Annotated in this window: 14 protein-coding genes; 9 read left to right on the forward strand and 5 right to left on the reverse strand. The window is 35.3% G+C overall.

Annotation, left to right across the window (positions count from 1 at the left end; translation table 11 throughout):
• Positions 1-93 precede the first annotated feature (93 nt).
• On the reverse strand, positions 94-3,402 hold the full coding sequence (locus AsAng_RS14520) for an AAA family ATPase (RefSeq protein WP_264793508.1): 3,309 nt from the start codon (positions 3,400-3,402) through the stop codon (positions 94-96).
• 419 nt (positions 3,403-3,821) lie between these two features.
• Between AsAng_RS14520 and AsAng_RS14525 the strand changes: the two genes are divergently transcribed.
• The 8 genes from AsAng_RS14525 to AsAng_RS14560 all read left to right on the forward strand — a co-directional run bounded on the left by AsAng_RS14525 (position 3,822) and on the right by AsAng_RS14560 (position 12,443).
• On the forward strand, positions 3,822-5,645 hold the full coding sequence (locus AsAng_RS14525) for a D-arabinono-1,4-lactone oxidase (RefSeq protein ID WP_264793509.1): 1,824 nt from the start codon (positions 3,822-3,824) through the stop codon (positions 5,643-5,645).
• Positions 5,646-5,775: 130 nt separating this feature from the next.
• Positions 5,776-7,002 carry an AAA family ATPase gene (locus tag AsAng_RS14530; RefSeq protein WP_264793510.1) on the forward strand — a complete coding sequence of 409 codons (1,227 nt, stop codon included), beginning with the start codon at positions 5,776-5,778 and terminating at the stop codon, positions 7,000-7,002.
• A 5-nt stretch (positions 7,003-7,007) separates the two neighbouring features.
• A complete protein-coding gene (locus AsAng_RS14535; protein ID WP_264793511.1) occupies positions 7,008-7,757 on the forward strand; it encodes an HNH endonuclease family protein in 750 nt (249 codons plus the stop codon).
• Between the two features lie 10 nt (positions 7,758-7,767).
• The gene (locus AsAng_RS14540) at positions 7,768-8,751 is read left to right on the forward strand and encodes a Gfo/Idh/MocA family oxidoreductase (RefSeq protein WP_264793512.1); all 984 of its coding nucleotides are present in this window, start codon (positions 7,768-7,770) and stop codon (positions 8,749-8,751) included.
• A gap of 257 nt (positions 8,752-9,008) precedes the next feature.
• Positions 9,009-9,677: a ribulose-phosphate 3-epimerase gene (gene rpe, locus AsAng_RS14545; protein WP_264793513.1), complete on the forward strand. Its 669-nt coding sequence runs from the start codon at positions 9,009-9,011 to the stop codon at positions 9,675-9,677.
• A 304-nt stretch (positions 9,678-9,981) separates the two neighbouring features.
• Entirely contained in the window at positions 9,982-10,548 is a 567-nt protein-coding gene (locus AsAng_RS14550; protein ID WP_264793514.1) for a hypothetical protein, read from the forward strand.
• A gap of 21 nt (positions 10,549-10,569) precedes the next feature.
• Positions 10,570-11,502, forward strand: a complete 933-nt coding sequence (gene fmt / locus AsAng_RS14555; protein WP_264793515.1) for a methionyl-tRNA formyltransferase — start codon at positions 10,570-10,572, stop codon at positions 11,500-11,502.
• A 287-nt stretch (positions 11,503-11,789) separates the two neighbouring features.
• Positions 11,790-12,443 carry a hypothetical protein gene (locus tag AsAng_RS14560; RefSeq protein WP_264793516.1) on the forward strand — a complete coding sequence of 218 codons (654 nt, stop codon included), beginning with the start codon at positions 11,790-11,792 and terminating at the stop codon, positions 12,441-12,443.
• Positions 12,444-12,577: 134 nt separating this feature from the next.
• Here AsAng_RS14560 and AsAng_RS14565 read toward each other — a convergent pair whose 3' ends face one another.
• The 4 genes from AsAng_RS14565 to AsAng_RS14580 all read right to left on the reverse strand — a co-directional run bounded on the left by AsAng_RS14565 (position 12,578) and on the right by AsAng_RS14580 (position 16,870).
• Entirely contained in the window at positions 12,578-14,020 is a 1,443-nt protein-coding gene (locus tag AsAng_RS14565; RefSeq protein ID WP_264793517.1) for a hypothetical protein, read from the reverse strand.
• 135 nt (positions 14,021-14,155) lie between these two features.
• Complete coding sequence (locus AsAng_RS14570) at positions 14,156-14,722, reverse strand: hypothetical protein (protein ID WP_264793518.1); 567 nt, start codon at positions 14,720-14,722, stop codon at positions 14,156-14,158.
• Between the two features lie 73 nt (positions 14,723-14,795).
• A complete protein-coding gene (locus AsAng_RS14575; protein ID WP_264793519.1) occupies positions 14,796-16,244 on the reverse strand; it encodes a hypothetical protein in 1,449 nt (482 codons plus the stop codon).
• On the reverse strand, positions 16,232-16,870 hold the full coding sequence (locus AsAng_RS14580) for a hypothetical protein (protein ID WP_264793520.1): 639 nt from the start codon (positions 16,868-16,870) through the stop codon (positions 16,232-16,234). Before AsAng_RS14580 ends, AsAng_RS14575 begins: the two co-directional genes overlap by 13 nt.
• A 234-nt stretch (positions 16,871-17,104) precedes the next feature.
• Here AsAng_RS14580 and AsAng_RS14585 point away from each other — a divergent pair, with 234 nt between their 5' ends.
• On the forward strand, positions 17,105-18,691 hold the full coding sequence (locus AsAng_RS14585; RefSeq protein ID WP_264793521.1) for a hypothetical protein: 1,587 nt from the start codon (positions 17,105-17,107) through the stop codon (positions 18,689-18,691).
• Positions 18,692-18,698 lie beyond the last annotated feature (7 nt).

Here is an 18,698-nt window from a genome sequence, read left to right on the forward strand (position 1 = left end):
GATTTGGCAACTTTTCAGCGTTTTTTTTGAAACTATTTTTAAAGTTTTTTTTCACCCAAACGTTAGTCTCTACATAATCAACCTTTTAAGTTTTTATTTTTTTTTCTGTTTTTTTTCAAAAAACAAACAAGCATACAAAAACAGCTTATATTCATTGGCTGTGATCTTTGCCTGATTGGTATATCCTGTTCTCAAATCAGTAATGGTAGAAGCCTTGTGTTCCTCTCCCAAAGAAATATCGTATAGTCGAATAACGGAATTGAACATTTCTGAAGGAGCATTTTCTTGCGTACCTCGAATCGTTACACAAATAGGCAAGGGATTTTGATGAGCACGATAAAACAAATGATAACCTTGTTCCGCTCGCAACAATTGTTGCGCCCCATAGCCCTCGGCATAAAAGACATGATCAATTAATTGGAACGAAATATCTAGTTCCTCAAAAATAGCCTTATAAACCCTCTCTAGATACTTTATTTCTTCCTGACCTTGGTTGCTAATAGCAGATTGGATTCTAATTTCAATTTTATCCAATTGCTCTCGTTCTAGATGATCTACCTTTAATGTTAAAAAAGCGACATCAAAATAATCCGTCAAATAAATGGACTGTTGCTTATCAAATTGTTCTGGTGCATTCTGGTAAACATATCTCAGCTCTTCTAAAGCACTTCTTTGGAACAATTGCTCTTTGAGTAAAATTTTGTCAATTTTTGTTGTATCTCGCTTATAGATAATACTACTTGTTCCTGCACTTTTGAGGCGCAATGAAGTAGACACAATATGATCTAAGTACTTGCTGCGAAAACCTAAAAGCATTCTATTGGCATGTTCTTTTTTTTCTGCCAGTTGATTTTTAAGATCATAATATTGCCAATCCAAGTGATCTTCTCCATCCATATCAATGACATAATCATCCTCGATATCCAATTCTAACAATCGTGCTTCTATCCGCTCTATGTCATTGACCAGAGAACCATAAAAACGCTTTAATTGCGTATCTGTTGGAATTGCTGGCAAAAATTGCCCTTGCAAAGGCTGTACAAAATCCAGTACCTCTATTTTGGGATACAAACTACCATCTTTGAGCTGAATGTCAAAAATAAGCGGTTGATCAGAGGTTGTTTTGATCAATTGTTCTGCCGAAAAAGCCGTTAAGTCTTTTTCTATCTGCCGTTTTAATGCCCTTCCCCCCATTTTGGCGTTAAAACCACGTTGAGCGACCCATTCTAAGGCTTCATCAGAAATGTTCAAAATGGTTGTTCGCCGCACAAAGCCATCTCGACTCAACAAGTTTTGGATTTGTAACTTAGCGATTCCCAAAATATGTTCTAACTCTAGGGTGTTAAAAATAACGGTCTTGTCAATTCTATTGATAAATTCAGGACGGAAGAAGTTTTCTACTGCCTTTCTATAAATCGCATCATCTGTGCTTTTTTGCGTTTGAAAGCCCAATTGGTTGTCAACATCTGAAGCACCAATATTGGACGTCATGATAATGATTGTATTTGCAAAATCAACCGTTCTTCCAAGGGCATCGGTCAAACGCCCATCGTCTAAGACTTGCAACAATAAATCGTGAATTTTAGGATGCGCTTTTTCTATTTCATCAAATAAAACAACTCCAAATGGGTTGTATCGAATTTTTCCAGTCAACTGCCCTTCTGGGTTATAATAATCGCCAACAAGACGAGACAATGCCATCTCATCAATATATTCATTCATATCAAAACGCATCAGTTTCTTAGCATCTCCCAACAAATACTGACAGACAATTTTTGCGGCTTCTGTTTTACCAACTCCTGTTGGTCCAATAAACAAAAAGGAACCCAAGGGTTTGTTGGGGTCATTTAATTTGGCTTTGACCGTATGAATTACATTGGTTAGGCAATCTACTGCATTTTGTTGCCCCACCAAAGAAGCTTCAATCTCCTGCCGCACCTCGTTTTCTTCAAAAACATAGCTCCTATCAAAAATTTGACTGCTCAAACCACTATACATTTCAAACTCCTCCTGTGCCTGTTCAACATCTACCATCTGCATACTGTACTTTACGGCTAGTTGCGTCAACAATTTAGCAACTGAACCAGGCAAAGCTTTGCGTTTGAAATAATTTCGATGAATGGTAAACAATTGCCGTACAGCAGGAATAGAAATTGTGCATTGATGCTGCAACTCTAAGCGTTTTCGCTTTTCAAGAATCATTTTCACAGCCGTTTCCAATTGAGGCTCATTGATTCTAATCACTTGAAACAAATCGGTAAATCGACGATCTTTTTCTTGTATAATTTTCCATTCTTCGGCTGTAGCCACCAAAACTACTTGAAGCAAACGTTTTTCGAGATAAGGTTTTAGCACATCGCTAAGCGTCATACTGTTCTGCGAAGATTTTCCGATACGCAGCATAGCAACCACATTGCTAATCAAAATTTTGTCGGTTTCTCCTCCTTTTTGGCGATTTTTTAAATGTTGCAAAATTGCTTCAAATCGTTTTTGCCACATCCCTACCACGCTCATTCCTGCAATAATACGAGTGGGGTCTATTTGCCATAAACGACTCATTTTGTCTGCATCTGGTTTGTCCCAAGCTTCACAAAAACGGTATACAATTTCGTGAATTATGCTATGTTTACCAACTCCTTCCTCGCCCACTAAAACAATCGGCGTATTTTCCTGTTGATAAATAATCCCAGACAACTGCTGCACCAATTCTTCTCGCTCCCATGCCCGTTTTAGATGCACAGGATACAATTCATTTAAATTGACCCCAACTTTGCCAAGTTCCTCCGCACCATCAAAATCTTCTTGCCCTCCAAAAAAAGCAAACATCCAATCGTCAGGCGTCTGTTCAAATCTAAAATTATTATGTGCTGCGTTAACTTTAAACTCTAAACTCGTCACAAACTCTCCACTACTGGCATAGTAACTTTCCATGTCTAAGGTCACCACCCCCGCATTTTTTTTATAAACCCGTAAGAGTTTTTCTATCATTAACTGAGTTTGTGCAGCAATTCCTTTAAAACTGGCTTGGTCTTCCTCCAATACAAATACAAAAGAATTAAAACTTGGCAAGCAAACAAATACCTTGTTTTGTAATCTAAAATAAATAATACTAAATGCTCCCTTAACAGACTGCTTGCCTGCAATGAAGTCCATTTTAATAATTTTATGGGTCATTTGAGGACTAAACATATACCACAACAAGTAATCTGCATTCGCCCTCCCTATTTTCAAACCTTTAAAATGATCTCGAACCTCTTTTTTAAATAGCGAAACAGCTTCTTCGTATCGTCGATTGACGGCAATAGGGTTTGGAAAAAACACAGGTGATATATGGTATTGCTGTTGATTATTGACATCTATTTGTTGCACCAATACGGGCACATTTACGGTTACTTGACTCATGTATGGAGTTTATTTTTAATATTCTATCTCTGTTCCTATTTCCTAGGAAAGCACACAGCCCCAGTTTGCTGGCTCACAAGTGATAACAACTGACTTAATAAGATCGTTACCACCGCTTATTCTCTGTTCATACGCTTGGGCTATAAGATGCTGAAAATACTATTATTTTTTACAACCCAACAGTTTTTTTATCTATAAAATAGAAATCTACCGACTCCTTTTCCTTTATAAAAATCATTTATTCGTATTTTTTTTTAATAAAACTGTCACTAAATCAAAAAAAAAGCATTAATAGATAAAACAGCCCCAAAGCCACAACATCTTATTAATCAAACAGCTACTTAAAACAAACTGACTATCGATCCATAAAAGCTCCTACATTTTAATTAATTGCAAAACCTCTATTAAACCTCTACAAAATGAAAGAAGCATTCAAAAAAAGCCTAAACATTGAAGAATCCAAAGCTTCTGATCAAGCTGCTATTGAACAATTATTAAAAGCTATACAAGATCATCCCTCTACCGAAGAAGAAATCAATCAACAGGCAGAATTAGTAGAACCCGAACTGGATCCCGATGAATTTATTACCAATTATGTAGCCCCTAGAGGCATAATCCCCAATTTTACAGACACCTATATTCGACGCAATAAAAAGGTACAAAATGCTGTAAAAACTTGGTCTTATAAAGCCTCTTATTATCTCTACCCCAAATCCTTAAAAGGGCTCATTTCTTGTATTCAAGAAGCAGAGAAGCATGGTAAAAAAATTCGAGCAATCGGTTCTAAACATTCCTTTTCTAATGTGGTTGCCTGTGAAGATTGGTTTGTAGATTTATCTTTAGCACATCCCTACAAAGGGCGCAATAAACAACAACACAACTCTACGGTTCGAAAGGTTGACCAAACGGCAACTAGATTGCTTCAAACAGGGTTAGACAGAAGCTATCATTTTGATGTTCCTGGAGGTCTAAAAATTCACATGCTCAATCAAATCTTGTGCCCAGACAAACCCAATTGGGAGCCTTATTTCCCTGCTTCTCCCAAACGCCTTTTTAATATGGGAGGGGGCGATGTTCAGGCTTTTGCAGGAGCTTTTTCTACAGGAACACATGGTACAGGAGGAAAATACACCACTTATCACGATACCATACGTTCCTTGCTCTTGGTCGCCTCTGGTGGCAAAGCCTATCGTTTGGAACCCACAAATGGCATTACCAACCCACAAAAGCATCAAGATTATTATGCACTTCATCCCGATAAGCCCAAGGTTGAATTGCTGCAAGATGATAACAAGTTTTATGCAGCACTGAATAATATGGGTTGCTTTGGAATTATCTATTCTTGTATTATTGAAATCACAGATATGGCAATTCTCCAAAAAGTAGAAACCTTCAAAACAAGTGGATGGACGCCAAGTTTTAAAGCAACCATCAATGAGCAAATATTGCCTGAAGATATTGAACAGGAAGCGTTCTTTAGTATCGAAATGAATCCTTATACGGTAGGTAATAACCCCTATCCTTCCCTATTGACCAAACGATCCAAACCCGTACAAGCCCTTCCAACCAACCCTCATGCTCGTGGTCGAAATGTTTGGCCTGCATTATTCACCAATTGGGGATTGGCTGTTGATTTATTGCGTATTATTGCAACAACTGGTAAATACCCCAAACGCAGAATTGTAGAAACAGCCTTAAGAGCCTTGGATGACAAAAGAGGGGAACATGAAACCAATCTTGCTTATAAAATATGGAATGCTGGAACGGGCAGAACGGCAAGTATTGGTACAGCCATTGAAATGGCCTTTCCTGTTGAACAAATCACAGCGGTAGTGGACAAGGTGATTCAAGTCTTAAGCGTAGAGGGACAAAAAGGGCGTGCCTATTATCTTAATGCTCCTATGGCCATTCGATTTGCTCGCCCCTCAGAGGCTTTTTTGGCAATTAATTACCATACCTACAAAGGCAAAAAGGTCAAACTTTGGGCTTATTTGGAAATATTGAGGGTACATGGAACCGATCAACAATCGAAAAAACAGGAATTGGAATTGTTCCAATATTTACAGGATATGCTGTTGATTTTGGGCGGTCGCCCCCATTGGGGACTCAATTTTGGTTTTCCTTTTACCCAATCCATTATCAAGGAATTATATCCTGAAGCCGATAAATGGTATGATGCCTTTCATTTTTTTAATGCTTCTAGGGTTTTTGACAATGCTTTTTCTAAGCAGTTGGGGCTCTGATTTTCTTTTCTTTTTTATTAATACGGAATTAAAGAATGCAGGTGGTAAAAAACTAGCTGCATTTTTTTTGGCTTTCATTCAATATCTATTTTAGGAATACCTATCTTTGGTTGATAAAATTGAGTATAGAATGATAAATGAAGATACGACTTCTCAGGCTGTTTATTTTACTTCTTTGAGTATTGAAGGGGTCAACTGTTTTAAGAAAAAACAAACCATTGATTTGACAGATGGCAAGGGCAATCCTGCTATGTGGACGGTTATTTTGGGAAATAATAATACAGGAAAAACGACACTTTTGAGATGTTTGGCTTTATTAGAAAGTGAATATGAAGATGGCGGCTATTCACCACGATTAACATATTTCCTTCCTACCTCTGCTAATGCTATTCTATCTGAAATTGAAAGCACACTTAATATCGACATTGATGATGTTTGGTCTTATTCAGAAGAAAATTTTAGAAATGCCCTTGCAGCTACCTATACTGAAGATGATAGATTAGCCAATCTGATTATAGATGCCTATGGCACTCAACGAAAAGAAGGAAAAGGAAAATTTTTAGGCTATAAATTAGAAAATAGAACAGAATCTTTATTTAAAGATGATGTAGATTCTATTATTAATGCCGAAGAATGGTTTTTGGGGATAGACTATAATGCACTTAAAGGAGGACAAAAATTTAGTCAAAATCTATTGCAAATAAAAACGGCTTTAATTTCTATTTTACCAGATATAAAAGATATAGAAATCAATGAAGATGGTGAAAGACGGGTTCACTTTATCACCAACACAGACGAAAAAGTACTGGTCAATCAACTGGGATCAGGTTATCAAAGCCTAGTTACATGGATTGTGGATTTTGCCAAGCGCATGTTTGATCGCTATCCAAAAAGCGATAACCCACTAGCAGAACCTGCAATCGTTTTGGTCGATGAAATAGATCTACACTTGCATCCCGAATGGCAGCGCAAAATCGTATCGTTTTTACGAAATAGATTCCCAAAAACACAATTTATTGTTACCGCTCATAGCCCATTGGTCATTCAATCTGCTGACGATATTAATGTGGTGGTTTTACAAAAAAATGAGGAAACAGATGAAGTAACCATTTACCAACCTAAAGAAACCAATTTTCAAGGCTGGACGGTCGAAGAAATTTTGTCAGACTTGATGGGTATGGGAGATAAAATACATTCTAATGCCTACCTCAAATGGATGAAGCAATTTGACAAGGCCTTAGACCAAGAGGATTACAACTCTGCAAAAGAAGCTTATGAGGAATTATCAAAAATAGTCTACTCTTCTGCTACGCTAAAAATGTTAAAACTACAAATGACTTCTTTAATGCCTAACTAACCATAATGATTAAGCTATTCCCTATTCCAACTCCTGCCAAACTAACGCCAGAAATAGCACAAGCGTTAACCTTAGAATTTATAAAAACGAAAAAAGCAGTTTGGAAAGGGCATAACATTCCAAAGACATTACTAAAAATGTCTCATCAAAAATGTTGTTATTGTGAATGTCATATTGAAGAAGAAAGCAAATACATGGAGGTGGAACATTTCTGCCATAAAGACGAATACAATTTTTTGGTCTTAGAATGGTCCAATTTACTCCCTTCTTGCAAGCGTTGTAATACCACAAAAGGAAACCATGACGTTTATCTTTCCCCCATCGTCAAACCAACTAAAGATAAGCCTAAAGAACATCTTTGCTACTACGAATTTCGTTTATATCCCAAAACTACTTTAGGAGGCAATACAATCGAGGTGCTTGATTTAAACAATAGTACTCGGTTAGTGATTCCTAGATTTAAATTAGGGGAAATACTAAAAGAACAATTAATCAACTTAATAGAATTAACAAGAGAATTTGATAGTGGCAAAAGTACAAGTACTAAAAGAAAAAATAGAATTGTAGGTACCTTAGAACGTCTTATGAGGGAAGCAATTCCTAGTGCTGTGTATTCAGCCATTATGGCTACCATTTTATTAAAAGACGATTGTTACCAACAAACAAAAGCAATTTTCAAAAAACACCAGCTTTGGACAACAGAATTTCAGGAATTAGAACAACAAGCGAAATTCTGTGCACTGGACTTAAAATAAAAACAAAATTATGCTCAAAATAGGCGTCTTAGGATTCGGTCATTTAGGAAAAATTCATGTCAAATGCATCCAAATGATTGACCAATATGACTTGGTAGGCATTTATGATGTAAATCCATTGGTTGCTAAAAAAGCAGCAGAAACCTACGATTTACCCATTTTTGATTCCGTAGAAGCCTTAATTGCTGCGGTGGATGTAGTCGATATTGTAACGCCTACCATCACTCATTTTGAATTGGCAAAAAAAGTTATTGCTGCGGGTAAGCACTTCTTTATTGAAAAGCCTATTACGCATACGTTAGAAGAAGCACAGACACTTTGCGCCCTTATCCAAAACCAACCCATCAAAGCTCAAGTTGGACATGTAGAACGCTTTAATCCTGCCTTATTGGCTATTGAAGATAAAAACATCCAACCCATGTTTGTAGAAGCGCATCGCTTGGCGATGTTTAATCCTCGTGGAACAGATGTTTCTGTAGTGCTAGACCTAATGATCCACGATCTGGATATTATCCTAAAACTAATTCCACACCCTGTGCGTTCTGTTCAGGCTAGTGGTGTCGCTATTGTCAGCCCTTCTGCCGATATTGCTAATGCTCGAATTGAATTTGACAATGGTGCAATTGTTAACATTACAGCCAGTCGAATTTCGATGAAAAATATGCGCAAACTTCGGGTTTTTCAATCGGATGCTTACTTAAGCTTGGATTTTCTAAATAAAAAGACGGAAGTCGTTCGCATTCACGAAGCAATTCCCGCAGGCAAAGACAACTGTATGGAATTGGACACTAGCATTGGCAAACGCTATATCGAATTGGATATGCCAGAGGCTAGACCCAACAATGCGATCAAGATGGAATTGGAATCTTTTGCGCAAAGTATCCTTGACAATCGCCCAACCAAGGTTGCCTTGGAAGATGGTTTAAAAGCTTTGCAGTTAGCTTATTGGATTATGGATGAAATCCAAAAGCATCAAAAAAGGGTCGCCAATTAGTAGATTACAGAGTATCGTGCATTAAAAATGCTGTTTTTTCGCCGTTTCTAAATTCATTCTACTATTTTTGCAAAACACAATGCATTTTGAGATAGATCAAATCACTCATTAGTTCGTGGAAAAATCCACGGAGTATTAATAGTTCGGTAATTTTTTGATTTTTGTTTCAAAATCAAAAGTTATCATTTTATTAGATTGATTTATAAGTATTTTTTACCAAACTAATGTAATCACTAACACTTTGTAATTCTAGTATAATGAAACACTTAATAGCTCCTTCTATTTTAGCTGCCGATTTTGCCAATATGGGCAGAGACATTCAAATGCTACACGAAAGTAATGCCGATTGGGTGCATGTAGATGTTATGGATGGTCGTTTTGTTCCCAATATTTCGTTTGGCTTTCCTGTCTTGAAGGCGATTAAGCCATTAACGGACAAAGTTATGGATTGCCATCTAATGATTGTTGAACCAGAAAAGTATGTTGAAGCATTTGCTGCTGCTGGTGCGGATATTATTACCATTCATTATGAGGCTACCAATCACCTACACAGAGCCATGCAACAAATCAAAGCAACAGGGGCAAAAGCCGGAGTTGCTCTAAATCCGCATACTCGTGTTGATTTATTGTTTGATATTTTGGAAGAGATTGATTTGGTTTGTTTGATGTCGGTTAACCCTGGATTTGGAGGGCAAAAATTCATCTATTCTACCTTGCAAAAAGTTCGTGACCTAAAAGCAGAAATTGAACGCCGTAACCTAACAACGAAAATCGAAATTGACGGTGGGGTTGGCTTGCAAAATGCCGAAGTTTTGTTACAGGCTGGTGCGGATGTCTTGGTAGCAGGATCTGCCGTTTTTAAAGCGGACAATCCCAAAGATATGATTGATAAATTAAAACAGGTTGGCGCTGAGAAAGTAATTTAATTATTATTGAAGTTGTTTAAGAATAATACTCCGTTGATTTTTTAGTTTTTTAATAAAAAAACATAAAAAAGCATCTTACACCACATTGATTATCAGATTTTTAACATTTTAGATCACAAAACACGTAATACTGATAATCAATGTGATGCGATTTTTAAACGGAGTAATGTTAAGAATAATACTCCTAATCCATTCTTAAACAACTTCGCTTTGATACACTTACAAGACAGGAACAATCATAGTAATTGGTTATAATATATATTTTCAGGAAAATATAGTAGATTAGTAGGCTAAATCAACTGCTATGACAATTTCCAAACTACTCCTACTCCTAGTGTTATTTTTTGGAAGCACTATGGTTTCTATACATGGTTCTCCTAGTATTAAAGAATATCACCCCATAGCCGCTAGGGAGTTTTCGCCTCCTGTAGAGAAAAAAGCCCCTATCAAAAAACGCAAAAAGAAACGGATTAAAAAACGGCTAAAGTTTAAACAAAAAAAACAATACCGCAGCCCTCTTCAAACAACAGGAAATGTTTTCATTCCAATTATGATATTGGTTTTATTGTTGCTTTTTTTGCCAATTGCGTTTATGATTATGGGGGGAATACTGGGAGGAATTGGTTGGATTTATGCTGGTATTATAATCAGTTGTTTATGGCTAACGTTAGCCTATTTTTTAATTTTTATTAATTACTCCCCTTTTCCCTATATTGGTTTATTAATTAGCTTATTTTTTATTTTAGCGAGTGTAGCACTACTTATTTGGGGGCTTATAGCTATTTTGCCCATCATTAATATTGTTAGTATAATTTTAGGTTCGATTGCTTTAATAGCACTTGTTTTATTCTTTATTGTATTAACACGTTAACATCAAAAAAGAACAAGATATATGAAAATAGTTTTTATGGGAACGCCCGATTTTGCGGTTCCTTCTTTAGATATTTTATTAAAAAATGGCTACGATGTAGTTGGCGTTATTACTGCAACCGACAAATGGGGTGGACGTGGCAACAAAAAGCTCTTAGAATCGGATGTTAAGAAATATGCGGTTGAAAAAGGGTTAAAGATTTTGCAACCTAAAAATCTCAAAAATCCAGAATTTCAAGCTGAATTGCGTGCTTTAAATGCCGATTTGCAAATTGTGGTTGCTTTTCGCATGTTGCCAGAAGCGGTTTGGAATATGCCTCCCATTGGGACAATGAATTTACACGGTTCCTTATTACCTCAGTACCGTGGTGCTGCTCCTATCAATTGGGCGGTTATTAATGGCGAAAAAGAAACAGGTGTAACGACCTTTTTGTTGCAGCACGAAATTGATACGGGTGATTTATTATTTCAGGCAAAAACAGCCATTGATGAAAATGAAACAACAGGGGAGCTTTACGATCGCCTCAAAATGATTGGCGCAGATTTAATGCTTAAGAGTGTTCAAGCACTTGAAAAAGGAGACTATCAACTTCAAGCTCAAGACAATAGCAAAGTGAGTCATGCCCCTAAGATTTTTCATCAAGATTGCAATATTGATTTTAACAAAACAACCGAACAGGTGCACAACTTTGTTCGTGGCATGAGCCCCTATCCTACTGCTTGGACAACCTTGGATGGAGAAAAGCTAAAGGTCTTCCGTAGTTCAAAAGAGATTATTGACCATGACAAAGCAGTGGGAACGCTCTTTACGGATGGAAAAAAATTCTTAAAAATTGCTACTCAAGATGGTTTTTTAAACCTCTTGGATGTACAATTAACCAAACGAAAACGAATGGATATTAAAAGCTTTCTAAATGGCTATAGTATCCAAAACGATCAGGTAGTTTTTAATTAAGCTCTTGTTAAAAAAAAGTGAAGATCTTAGTCTTATACAACAGAAAATGTATCTTTGAAGTTAAGTAAGTATGCGTTTTAGGTAAAAAGTACCTTTTTTTAATACTTAACTTAGTGGCTTTTTTAGGGATGTTATAAATCTTATGGGGAATATATTTTTATAAATTCTTAACTAAAAAGTCAAAAACCATTTTTATATTTTATTGTTATTAAGCCGTATATTATGAATTAATAGTTAGCTGTATTGCTGCTAATAATTTAGAAAAGTGCGAAACAAAAGAAAAAAATATGATTAAGAAAATAGGTTTTTTCGCTATTCTTTTGGCAATCATGGTTTGCCTTCAACCCAATCTATTTAAAAGTATTTTTGGAGGGACTACTTCTGATTTGTCTATAGACGAAAAAAATTTGGCAGCTCCCACAAGAGGTGGTGCCGAAAACACCCAATATGCCGCAGGTTATAGTGCCGAGGATTTTGGAGAGGCTTTTTCTTCTCCTATGGACGGTAAATTTGTCGTTGAAAAGGAAATGAAACCCATCGGTCCTTGGGAGGATTTATTAAATTTAAAGTTTTCCATTCGCTTTGATGAAACCGTAGACGATGTTATTTTTGAGCCTAAGTTTTCTAAAAAAATCCGCAGCTATGAAAATAAGATCATTGAAGTAGAGGGCTTTATTATTCCACATGATGTTGCGGCTGATGCTATGGCTGATTTGGAAGATGATGGGCAAAAGTTTATGTTTTCTGCTTTTCCTTTGGCTTCTTGCTTCTTCTGTGGTGGTGCTGGTGCCGAATCTGTCATGGAAGCGTTTCCTAAGAACCCAATAGAATATACTGAACGAAAAATTAAGATCAGAGGACGATTGGTTTTTAATGAAGAAGATTTTCTTAAATTACCTTATCTGCTAAAGGATGTCGTTCTAGTCGAAGATAATTTGTAACAATGCGATAACATTGTTTGATTCAACAGCCATTCTGGAGTAATTCGGAATGGCTGTTGTTGTTTTATTTTTCAGCCTTATATCTGATACACCGTCAAATTAATATGGTATTCAGGTAGTAATTAATTCTCAACCTAGTTAGGTACGTAAATATTTAACCTAATTCTCTTTGCTTCGGAAGTCCCCCCCATCAATGCTTCTGCCCTAAATAACCAATGATTATTCATCATATCAGAGGGAGTTAATAAATAGGATTCTGCCCCTCCTGTTGAGTAAAAAGGAATTAATCTTATGGTAAAGTTTTGGTATTCTTTGTCTAAGAACTCCGTTAAGTGTTGACCATACATCAAATAGCCTTGATGTTTAATTTTATTTTTATAAGCGTTGTTATTTATGCTTGTTTCAGTTATTGTTAACCGCCTATTTTTTCTAACTGGCTTTATTTTGCATACAAGATGCTCCATCCATACATCATATCCTCCTTTTCTATTGTGGTAGAAATCAGCTGTTACTAACTTCTGATTATCATAATACCTAGGAGGCTTCCAGCCAAAAACAGCATTAGGGTCTCCATTATAGCCAACAACATAATCTTGGTTAGGAAACCTAATTATTCCCCCCCTAAATGCTTCATCATTTGCGATTCGAATTTCTCTTTTTAGCGGATGATAGATGCCACTATGGTAATTATAAAAAACATCCGATTTCTTTCTATAGCAATCACTAGAAACTTCATATCGTGTATATATTTCAATAATTTGATATTTGAGAGGGTAAATTGGCATTAAAATAAATGTAGGTTCTAGTTTTATTTCTGTTAGTTTGGGCTTTCCTGTCTTCTTTCTTCTGTAATCTGTTCTGCAAATAATTTTTGTTTTTACTTTGTTAATTGCACTTTCCTTAAATAAAGAAACTAAATCTTTTTGAGGAATTTCAAATTTCATAAAAGACTGAGAGCCGCTGTTGTTTTGATACCCTTTGTAAGTTTTATCATTTATAATTAAATAAGCCTCTGATGTACTATTAATTGCAGAGCCGCCAATTTCAAAAAAATATGAACCTGAAAGCTCAAACTTTTGAACAAAACCTTTTACATAATTGACTTTAAAGTCATATTTACAATTAACTAACCCTCTGATAGAATTGCATAGATTAGCCAAGTTTGCAGCAAGAATAGCATCTAATCTGTCAATTTTTTTATCAATATCCCTTAATCCATGGCTTATTATACTTTGGAGAGAATTAATCAATTCTTGTTTTTCTTTACTTACTTGATTAAGAGTTTTATTTAGTTCCTTTTTTAAGTCTACTTTCAAATTTTCAATAATTAAATCAATTTGACTTATTCTTTGAGCTAAAACGATATTTAACTGTGTAATCGCTTGATTAAGGACATTATCAAGGGAACTTTCCATGTCTTCAATGATATCACTGATAATAGGAACATCCTTTTGTTTGAGTTTATCTTGAATTTTAAAAGATAGGTCTGATGAACTAGAAAATGATTTTGTTGGAATTAGACTACAAAAAGTAAAAACAAAGATTGCTATAATCTTTATGGATGTTTTCTTTTTCATATCGTTTTTATTTTGGGATTAAGAATTGTTTAGAATAAGCATAGCGCTGCCCTGCTCTTGCCAAAGCAAAAGTTGTAAAAGAACAATCTGCTATGCTTAAAAGGGAATACTAAAAAGAAATGTTGGAAGAATATTCTATACCTTGGGTTTATACCCAATTTTTAGGTTATACTTACTCTCTTCACTTAATGCTGTTATTTTCAGACAAACAGCCTTTTGGGTCATATTAAAAACAGGTTGGTTAATTTTTCCATTCCTCAAATCATCTGTTCCGATAAAACCTAAGCAAAATTTAACATCACTGCCTATTTCAATTGTTTCTACTGTTCCATCTAATTTTTTTAATTGTACTTTATTATTCCCCCCCTCTACTAATACTAACTTACCAAATACCATTTCAGCAAAACTAGGCGTTCCTCCTGGCATATCAGCGGTTTTATCATAAGGAAAAGTAGCTGTATAGTTATCAGAAGATAGAGGAGTCGTTTCATCTATTTCAATCCCTCTATACAGCACCCCTCCTATTTCTGTCTCATCTCCAACTGTCAACCAAACATGGTTATCAATTAACGATTTTTGATACAAAATTTTGTCTAGCCCACTTTCCGTTTCTCGCCCTTCTATGGTTAAGACGCCTGCTGCTAATCCCCCAAATGCTACTATATCTCTAGTTTCAAAACTAATTTTTTTAAAAAAAGCCATAATTTTTATTATTTAAAGGTGATACCTACTCTATTCTAAGGCTTTTCAGTTTCCGCCTATTACTATATTATAATTATATTGTTTCTATTTGATTTTCTCGATCAATGCAATTAACCAAACAAGCAAGTGAGCCATGAGACTGGGCATACATATGAAAATGAGCATTAATCATAACAACCTTAAATCCTAACTTTTTCCAAATTGCTTTAGCCTCATCTTCATAAGGAGCTAAATCATCCTTCCATCCACTATAACTCTCGCCATAATGCTTTTTATAGTCATGTAAATACGAAGGCAGCCAAACTGTCTTTTCTGAGTTTTTTGTGACCTCAACAATGCAATTATTATAAGTCGCCCAATACCATTTTCTTATGGTATGATCTTTAAAATCATTATGGTAAGTTAATGGCATGGGAATACGAATAATTTCAAATTCAGTACTTGCTCCTTCCAATTGCTTAATTACTTGTTGTATACTATACTCTGTTTGATAAATTTGATCATAAATCATCCCTAAAGTATGATAAGGAAGTCCTCGTAAAGTTTTCATAGGCAAGCCAACAACAGGTTTACCAATAACCAACTGCTCCTTACCGTCCTTTTCTCCCGCCAATGTTATAAATAAATCAAGGTGAAACAAAGGCTGACAGCATATACCTCTTATTTCTCTAGTAGCTAAAATATTTTTAATCTCCCCCTCTGTTTCTATTAGTTCAGGTCTAGCATAATATTGGGGCGGCTCTCCCTTCAATAATAGGAGTTCTTTTTTGCCTGTTAATAATTTTTCAAATTTTTCTTTAAGCTCTTCTTCCTTACTTACATTCGCACTCTCTGTATCCGCCCCTATCAATACAAAACGCTCTCCTACCAATATATTTCCACCATCAAAACTTAGATTAAAACGCTCTTCATCATGAGATGAATGAAACAAATTTTGTATATCTTGAGGTATTCTTTTTTTAGTTAAAAATAATTTATCTAAAATTTCTTCATCAGCACATCCTGTCCTATGAATCATATTCTGAGGTTCAAATAAATGCAAACGTTTTTCATTTCCATCTACATAATACACAGCCTTATAGGGGTCGCTTGCCCATGCTGAAATATTAAGACTTATGGGAATAACCTTGCATAAAAATAATCTATCTGCCAGCCCTAGCTTTTCTAGCTTAGATTCTATTTTAAACTTATAATCTTTTTTAGGCACTTCATTCGTAATCAAAATAAAATGATCTACCCTAGGCATTTTACGCATTAATTCTTCAATCAAAAGTTGAAGCCCTTCTACAGCATTGTTTTTTGTACTCTCTTCATCTCCTAAATCATAATGAAAAACAATTGATCTAATACGTCCATATACAGAGGAAACCATTACAGGGGTCTCTTTGATAGCCTTCACTCTTTGCTCTTCATAAAAACCTAACACAGATAATATATTCTTTATACCTTTTAGATTGTGCTCTCGTTTCTCAATGCTTTTATAATCAGCAGGCGGAAAAATCTTCAATTCTAAATCTTCCATAATTCAATATTTATTATAGTGTTATAAAATAAGGTGTCGATTGTTATGGTCAGCGTTTTTTGATGCACCAAACTAGAGCTAGGATAATTCCCCCTAAAAAGTTCGTAGCCGTTTAATTGCTGCGCTTTTGTTTTTGTCAGTAAATACGCTGCTAAACCATCAGCTTGTTTACTGAAATTTATTGTTCTGCTAGGAGTAAATGCATGTAATTGGGCACTCAAAACTGCTATTTGGTGAGCGGCTTGATGATTTTCTATTGAGCAATCCCAAATAAAAAACTGAATGACCAAACTTCCCACTACAGGTTTGGAAGTCTGTATTTCCAATGCTCCATACATTTTTCGGGTATTCTTTTGGCTAATGTAAATGGGCATAACCGCCGAAGTCGTTAAGTTCCCTTTGGTATCCCAAAAGATTGCCAGCCCTAACAGCTCCTTTCTTGGGTCAAAAAAATGCTTAAAATAATGCTTCATTGTTGGTTTTAAAATCAATTGCCAGAACTGGATTTTCCATTTCTTTTTTGCCGTATATAGATCCTGCCCATCTTTTAAGTCGTCTAGGCAATTCACCTTAAGCCTTGAAATTTCTTTTGTCAGTCGATTTGTTAGTCCTAAATGCCATTTCATAACGCTATGCTTAAAAGAGTATTTTCAACATATCATACGATTATTTTTGTATAATAATTTTCAAAATAAAATCATATTCTTACATTAGCGTTCCACTACTATCTTACTGAAACAAAGAACATTACTCCTTTATAATTATAATTAAAATTAGTTATAACACAAAGATGTCTTATTGAGAAAAGAATAGCAATCCATTTTTTTTGACTTTGTAAAATCCCTATTCAATCGTTTTTTATGGCAACAGGAAAAAAACTACATGAATTAGTCCTATCCCTCTCTCCTAATGAAAAAAGGCACTTCCGACTAAAAGGTTCGGTGCAAAGTGGTAAGAGAAATTATTTACTTCTTTTTGATGCCTTAGAACAGCTGACCAAAGAAGCTTATAGCCGTGACGCTTTAACGCAAGCATTAAAAGGCAAACTACCCATCAAAGATTTGCACGTCACAGAAAATTACTTATACCAACGAATATTGGAGAGTTTGCGAGCTTATCATGAGCAACGCTCTATTGATGCGCAATTGTTTAATCAACTTCACAATGCTGCTATTCTTGAAAACAAAGGTTTATATGAATTAAGTGTCAAAATGCTATCCAGCGCACGAAAAACAGTAGAAAAGTCATCTTGTAATTCTTTACTGATTGAAATCTTAAAGCGACAAGCACGCAATATTGCGGCAATGCAAACGCAAAAACTTCAAGAAAAAACAGATGCCATTTGTAACGATTTAGTAGTGCAAGCAAAACTGCTAAAGGAGGAAGCAGAGTATTTTAGCTTAAATCAAACTTCTTTTGTGCGTTATCGAAAGTGGAAACTAGCTCGACATCAGGATGAAAAACAGTTTGTTCATAATATTTTAAAAAACAAACTCATCAAAAACAAACCCAGTAAGGGCTCTTTTTATGCGCAATACCTCCGTCACAATACTCGAAACAATTGTTATTCTCTTCTGGGACAGTTTGAAGATGCTTGCTCTGAAGTAGAACAAATCGTGCAGTTATGGAATGCTAACACCAAAATTAAACATCAACAATTAAGTTTGTACATCATCCAACTGTCTAATCTAATCAACCAAAAAAATAAGCTAAAAGACTTTGAGGCGGTTACTGATTTGTTAGCACAATTAAAAAATATAAAAACCAAAACGTATGATGAAAAGGCAGAGCAGTTTCAAAATTATTATTTCCAAAAATTAGCCTTTCATCTCAATCAATTAGATTTTCCTTCCATTCTTGAATTAATTCCAACCATCGAAGCAGGGTTAGCAACTTACAAAGACAAAATTAACCGTGCTAGACGATTAGCTTTTTATTATAATATAACGGTTGCTTATTTTATTAGTGAATGCTATGAAAAGGTCATTCATTGGTTATTCAAAATTCAGAAAATCCAACGAATCAATGAACCAAGAAAAGATATTCAACAATTTTCTAGAATTTTATACCTTGCCATTTGCTACAAAATACAAACAGATGAAGGCTTAAAACACTTGCTAAAATCAGCCTATCAAGAAGAGCAAAACAAAGATTTTTTTCCTTTTTTTAAACAAACAGCTACAGAAGATTTAGAAAATGTATTAAGAAGAATCGATCGCAAAAACGATTACGTTGCTCCGCTACATTCCTTTGAAAAAATAGTACTTAAATACTTTAAAATCTTACTTGGAATTATCCCTGGATCTAGGGAAGAAAAGCATATTTTCAAAATGTTCAAGACAGAGCTTTTAGCCCTTTCTGAAGAACAGAAAAAAGTATTGGGGTTTGAAGAATTTTTGCTTTGGATCGACCTTGTTTATACTAAAAGCACCCAGCATCATTTTTAGCCCTAAA

Origin of the sequence: Aureispira anguillae (assembly GCF_026000115.1) — a bacterium.
Taxonomy (GTDB): domain Bacteria; phylum Bacteroidota; class Bacteroidia; order Chitinophagales; family Saprospiraceae; genus Aureispira; species Aureispira anguillae.

Coding starts and splice junctions, on each gene's coding strand:
- AsAng_RS14585 (WP_264793521.1), top strand. CDS start 17,105: ATGGCAACAGGAAAAAAACTACATGAATTAGTCCTATCCCTCTCTCCT.
- rpe (WP_264793513.1), top strand. CDS start 9,009: ATGAAACACTTAATAGCTCCTTCTATTTTAGCTGCCGATTTTGCCAAT.
- AsAng_RS14540 (WP_264793512.1), top strand. CDS start 7,768: ATGCTCAAAATAGGCGTCTTAGGATTCGGTCATTTAGGAAAAATTCAT.
- AsAng_RS14535 (WP_264793511.1), top strand. CDS start 7,008: ATGATTAAGCTATTCCCTATTCCAACTCCTGCCAAACTAACGCCAGAA.
- AsAng_RS14525 (WP_264793509.1), top strand. CDS start 3,822: ATGAAAGAAGCATTCAAAAAAAGCCTAAACATTGAAGAATCCAAAGCT.
- AsAng_RS14520 (WP_264793508.1), bottom strand. CDS start 3,402: ATGAGTCAAGTAACCGTAAATGTGCCCGTATTGGTGCAACAAATAGAT.
- fmt (WP_264793515.1), top strand. CDS start 10,570: ATGAAAATAGTTTTTATGGGAACGCCCGATTTTGCGGTTCCTTCTTTA.
- AsAng_RS14560 (WP_264793516.1), top strand. CDS start 11,790: ATGATTAAGAAAATAGGTTTTTTCGCTATTCTTTTGGCAATCATGGTT.
- AsAng_RS14575 (WP_264793519.1), bottom strand. CDS start 16,244: ATGGAAGATTTAGAATTGAAGATTTTTCCGCCTGCTGATTATAAAAGC.
- AsAng_RS14580 (WP_264793520.1), bottom strand. CDS start 16,870: ATGAAATGGCATTTAGGACTAACAAATCGACTGACAAAAGAAATTTCA.
- AsAng_RS14565 (WP_264793517.1), bottom strand. CDS start 14,020: ATGAAAAAGAAAACATCCATAAAGATTATAGCAATCTTTGTTTTTACT.
- AsAng_RS14550 (WP_264793514.1), top strand. CDS start 9,982: ATGACAATTTCCAAACTACTCCTACTCCTAGTGTTATTTTTTGGAAGC.
- AsAng_RS14570 (WP_264793518.1), bottom strand. CDS start 14,722: ATGGCTTTTTTTAAAAAAATTAGTTTTGAAACTAGAGATATAGTAGCA.
- AsAng_RS14530 (WP_264793510.1), top strand. CDS start 5,776: ATGATAAATGAAGATACGACTTCTCAGGCTGTTTATTTTACTTCTTTG.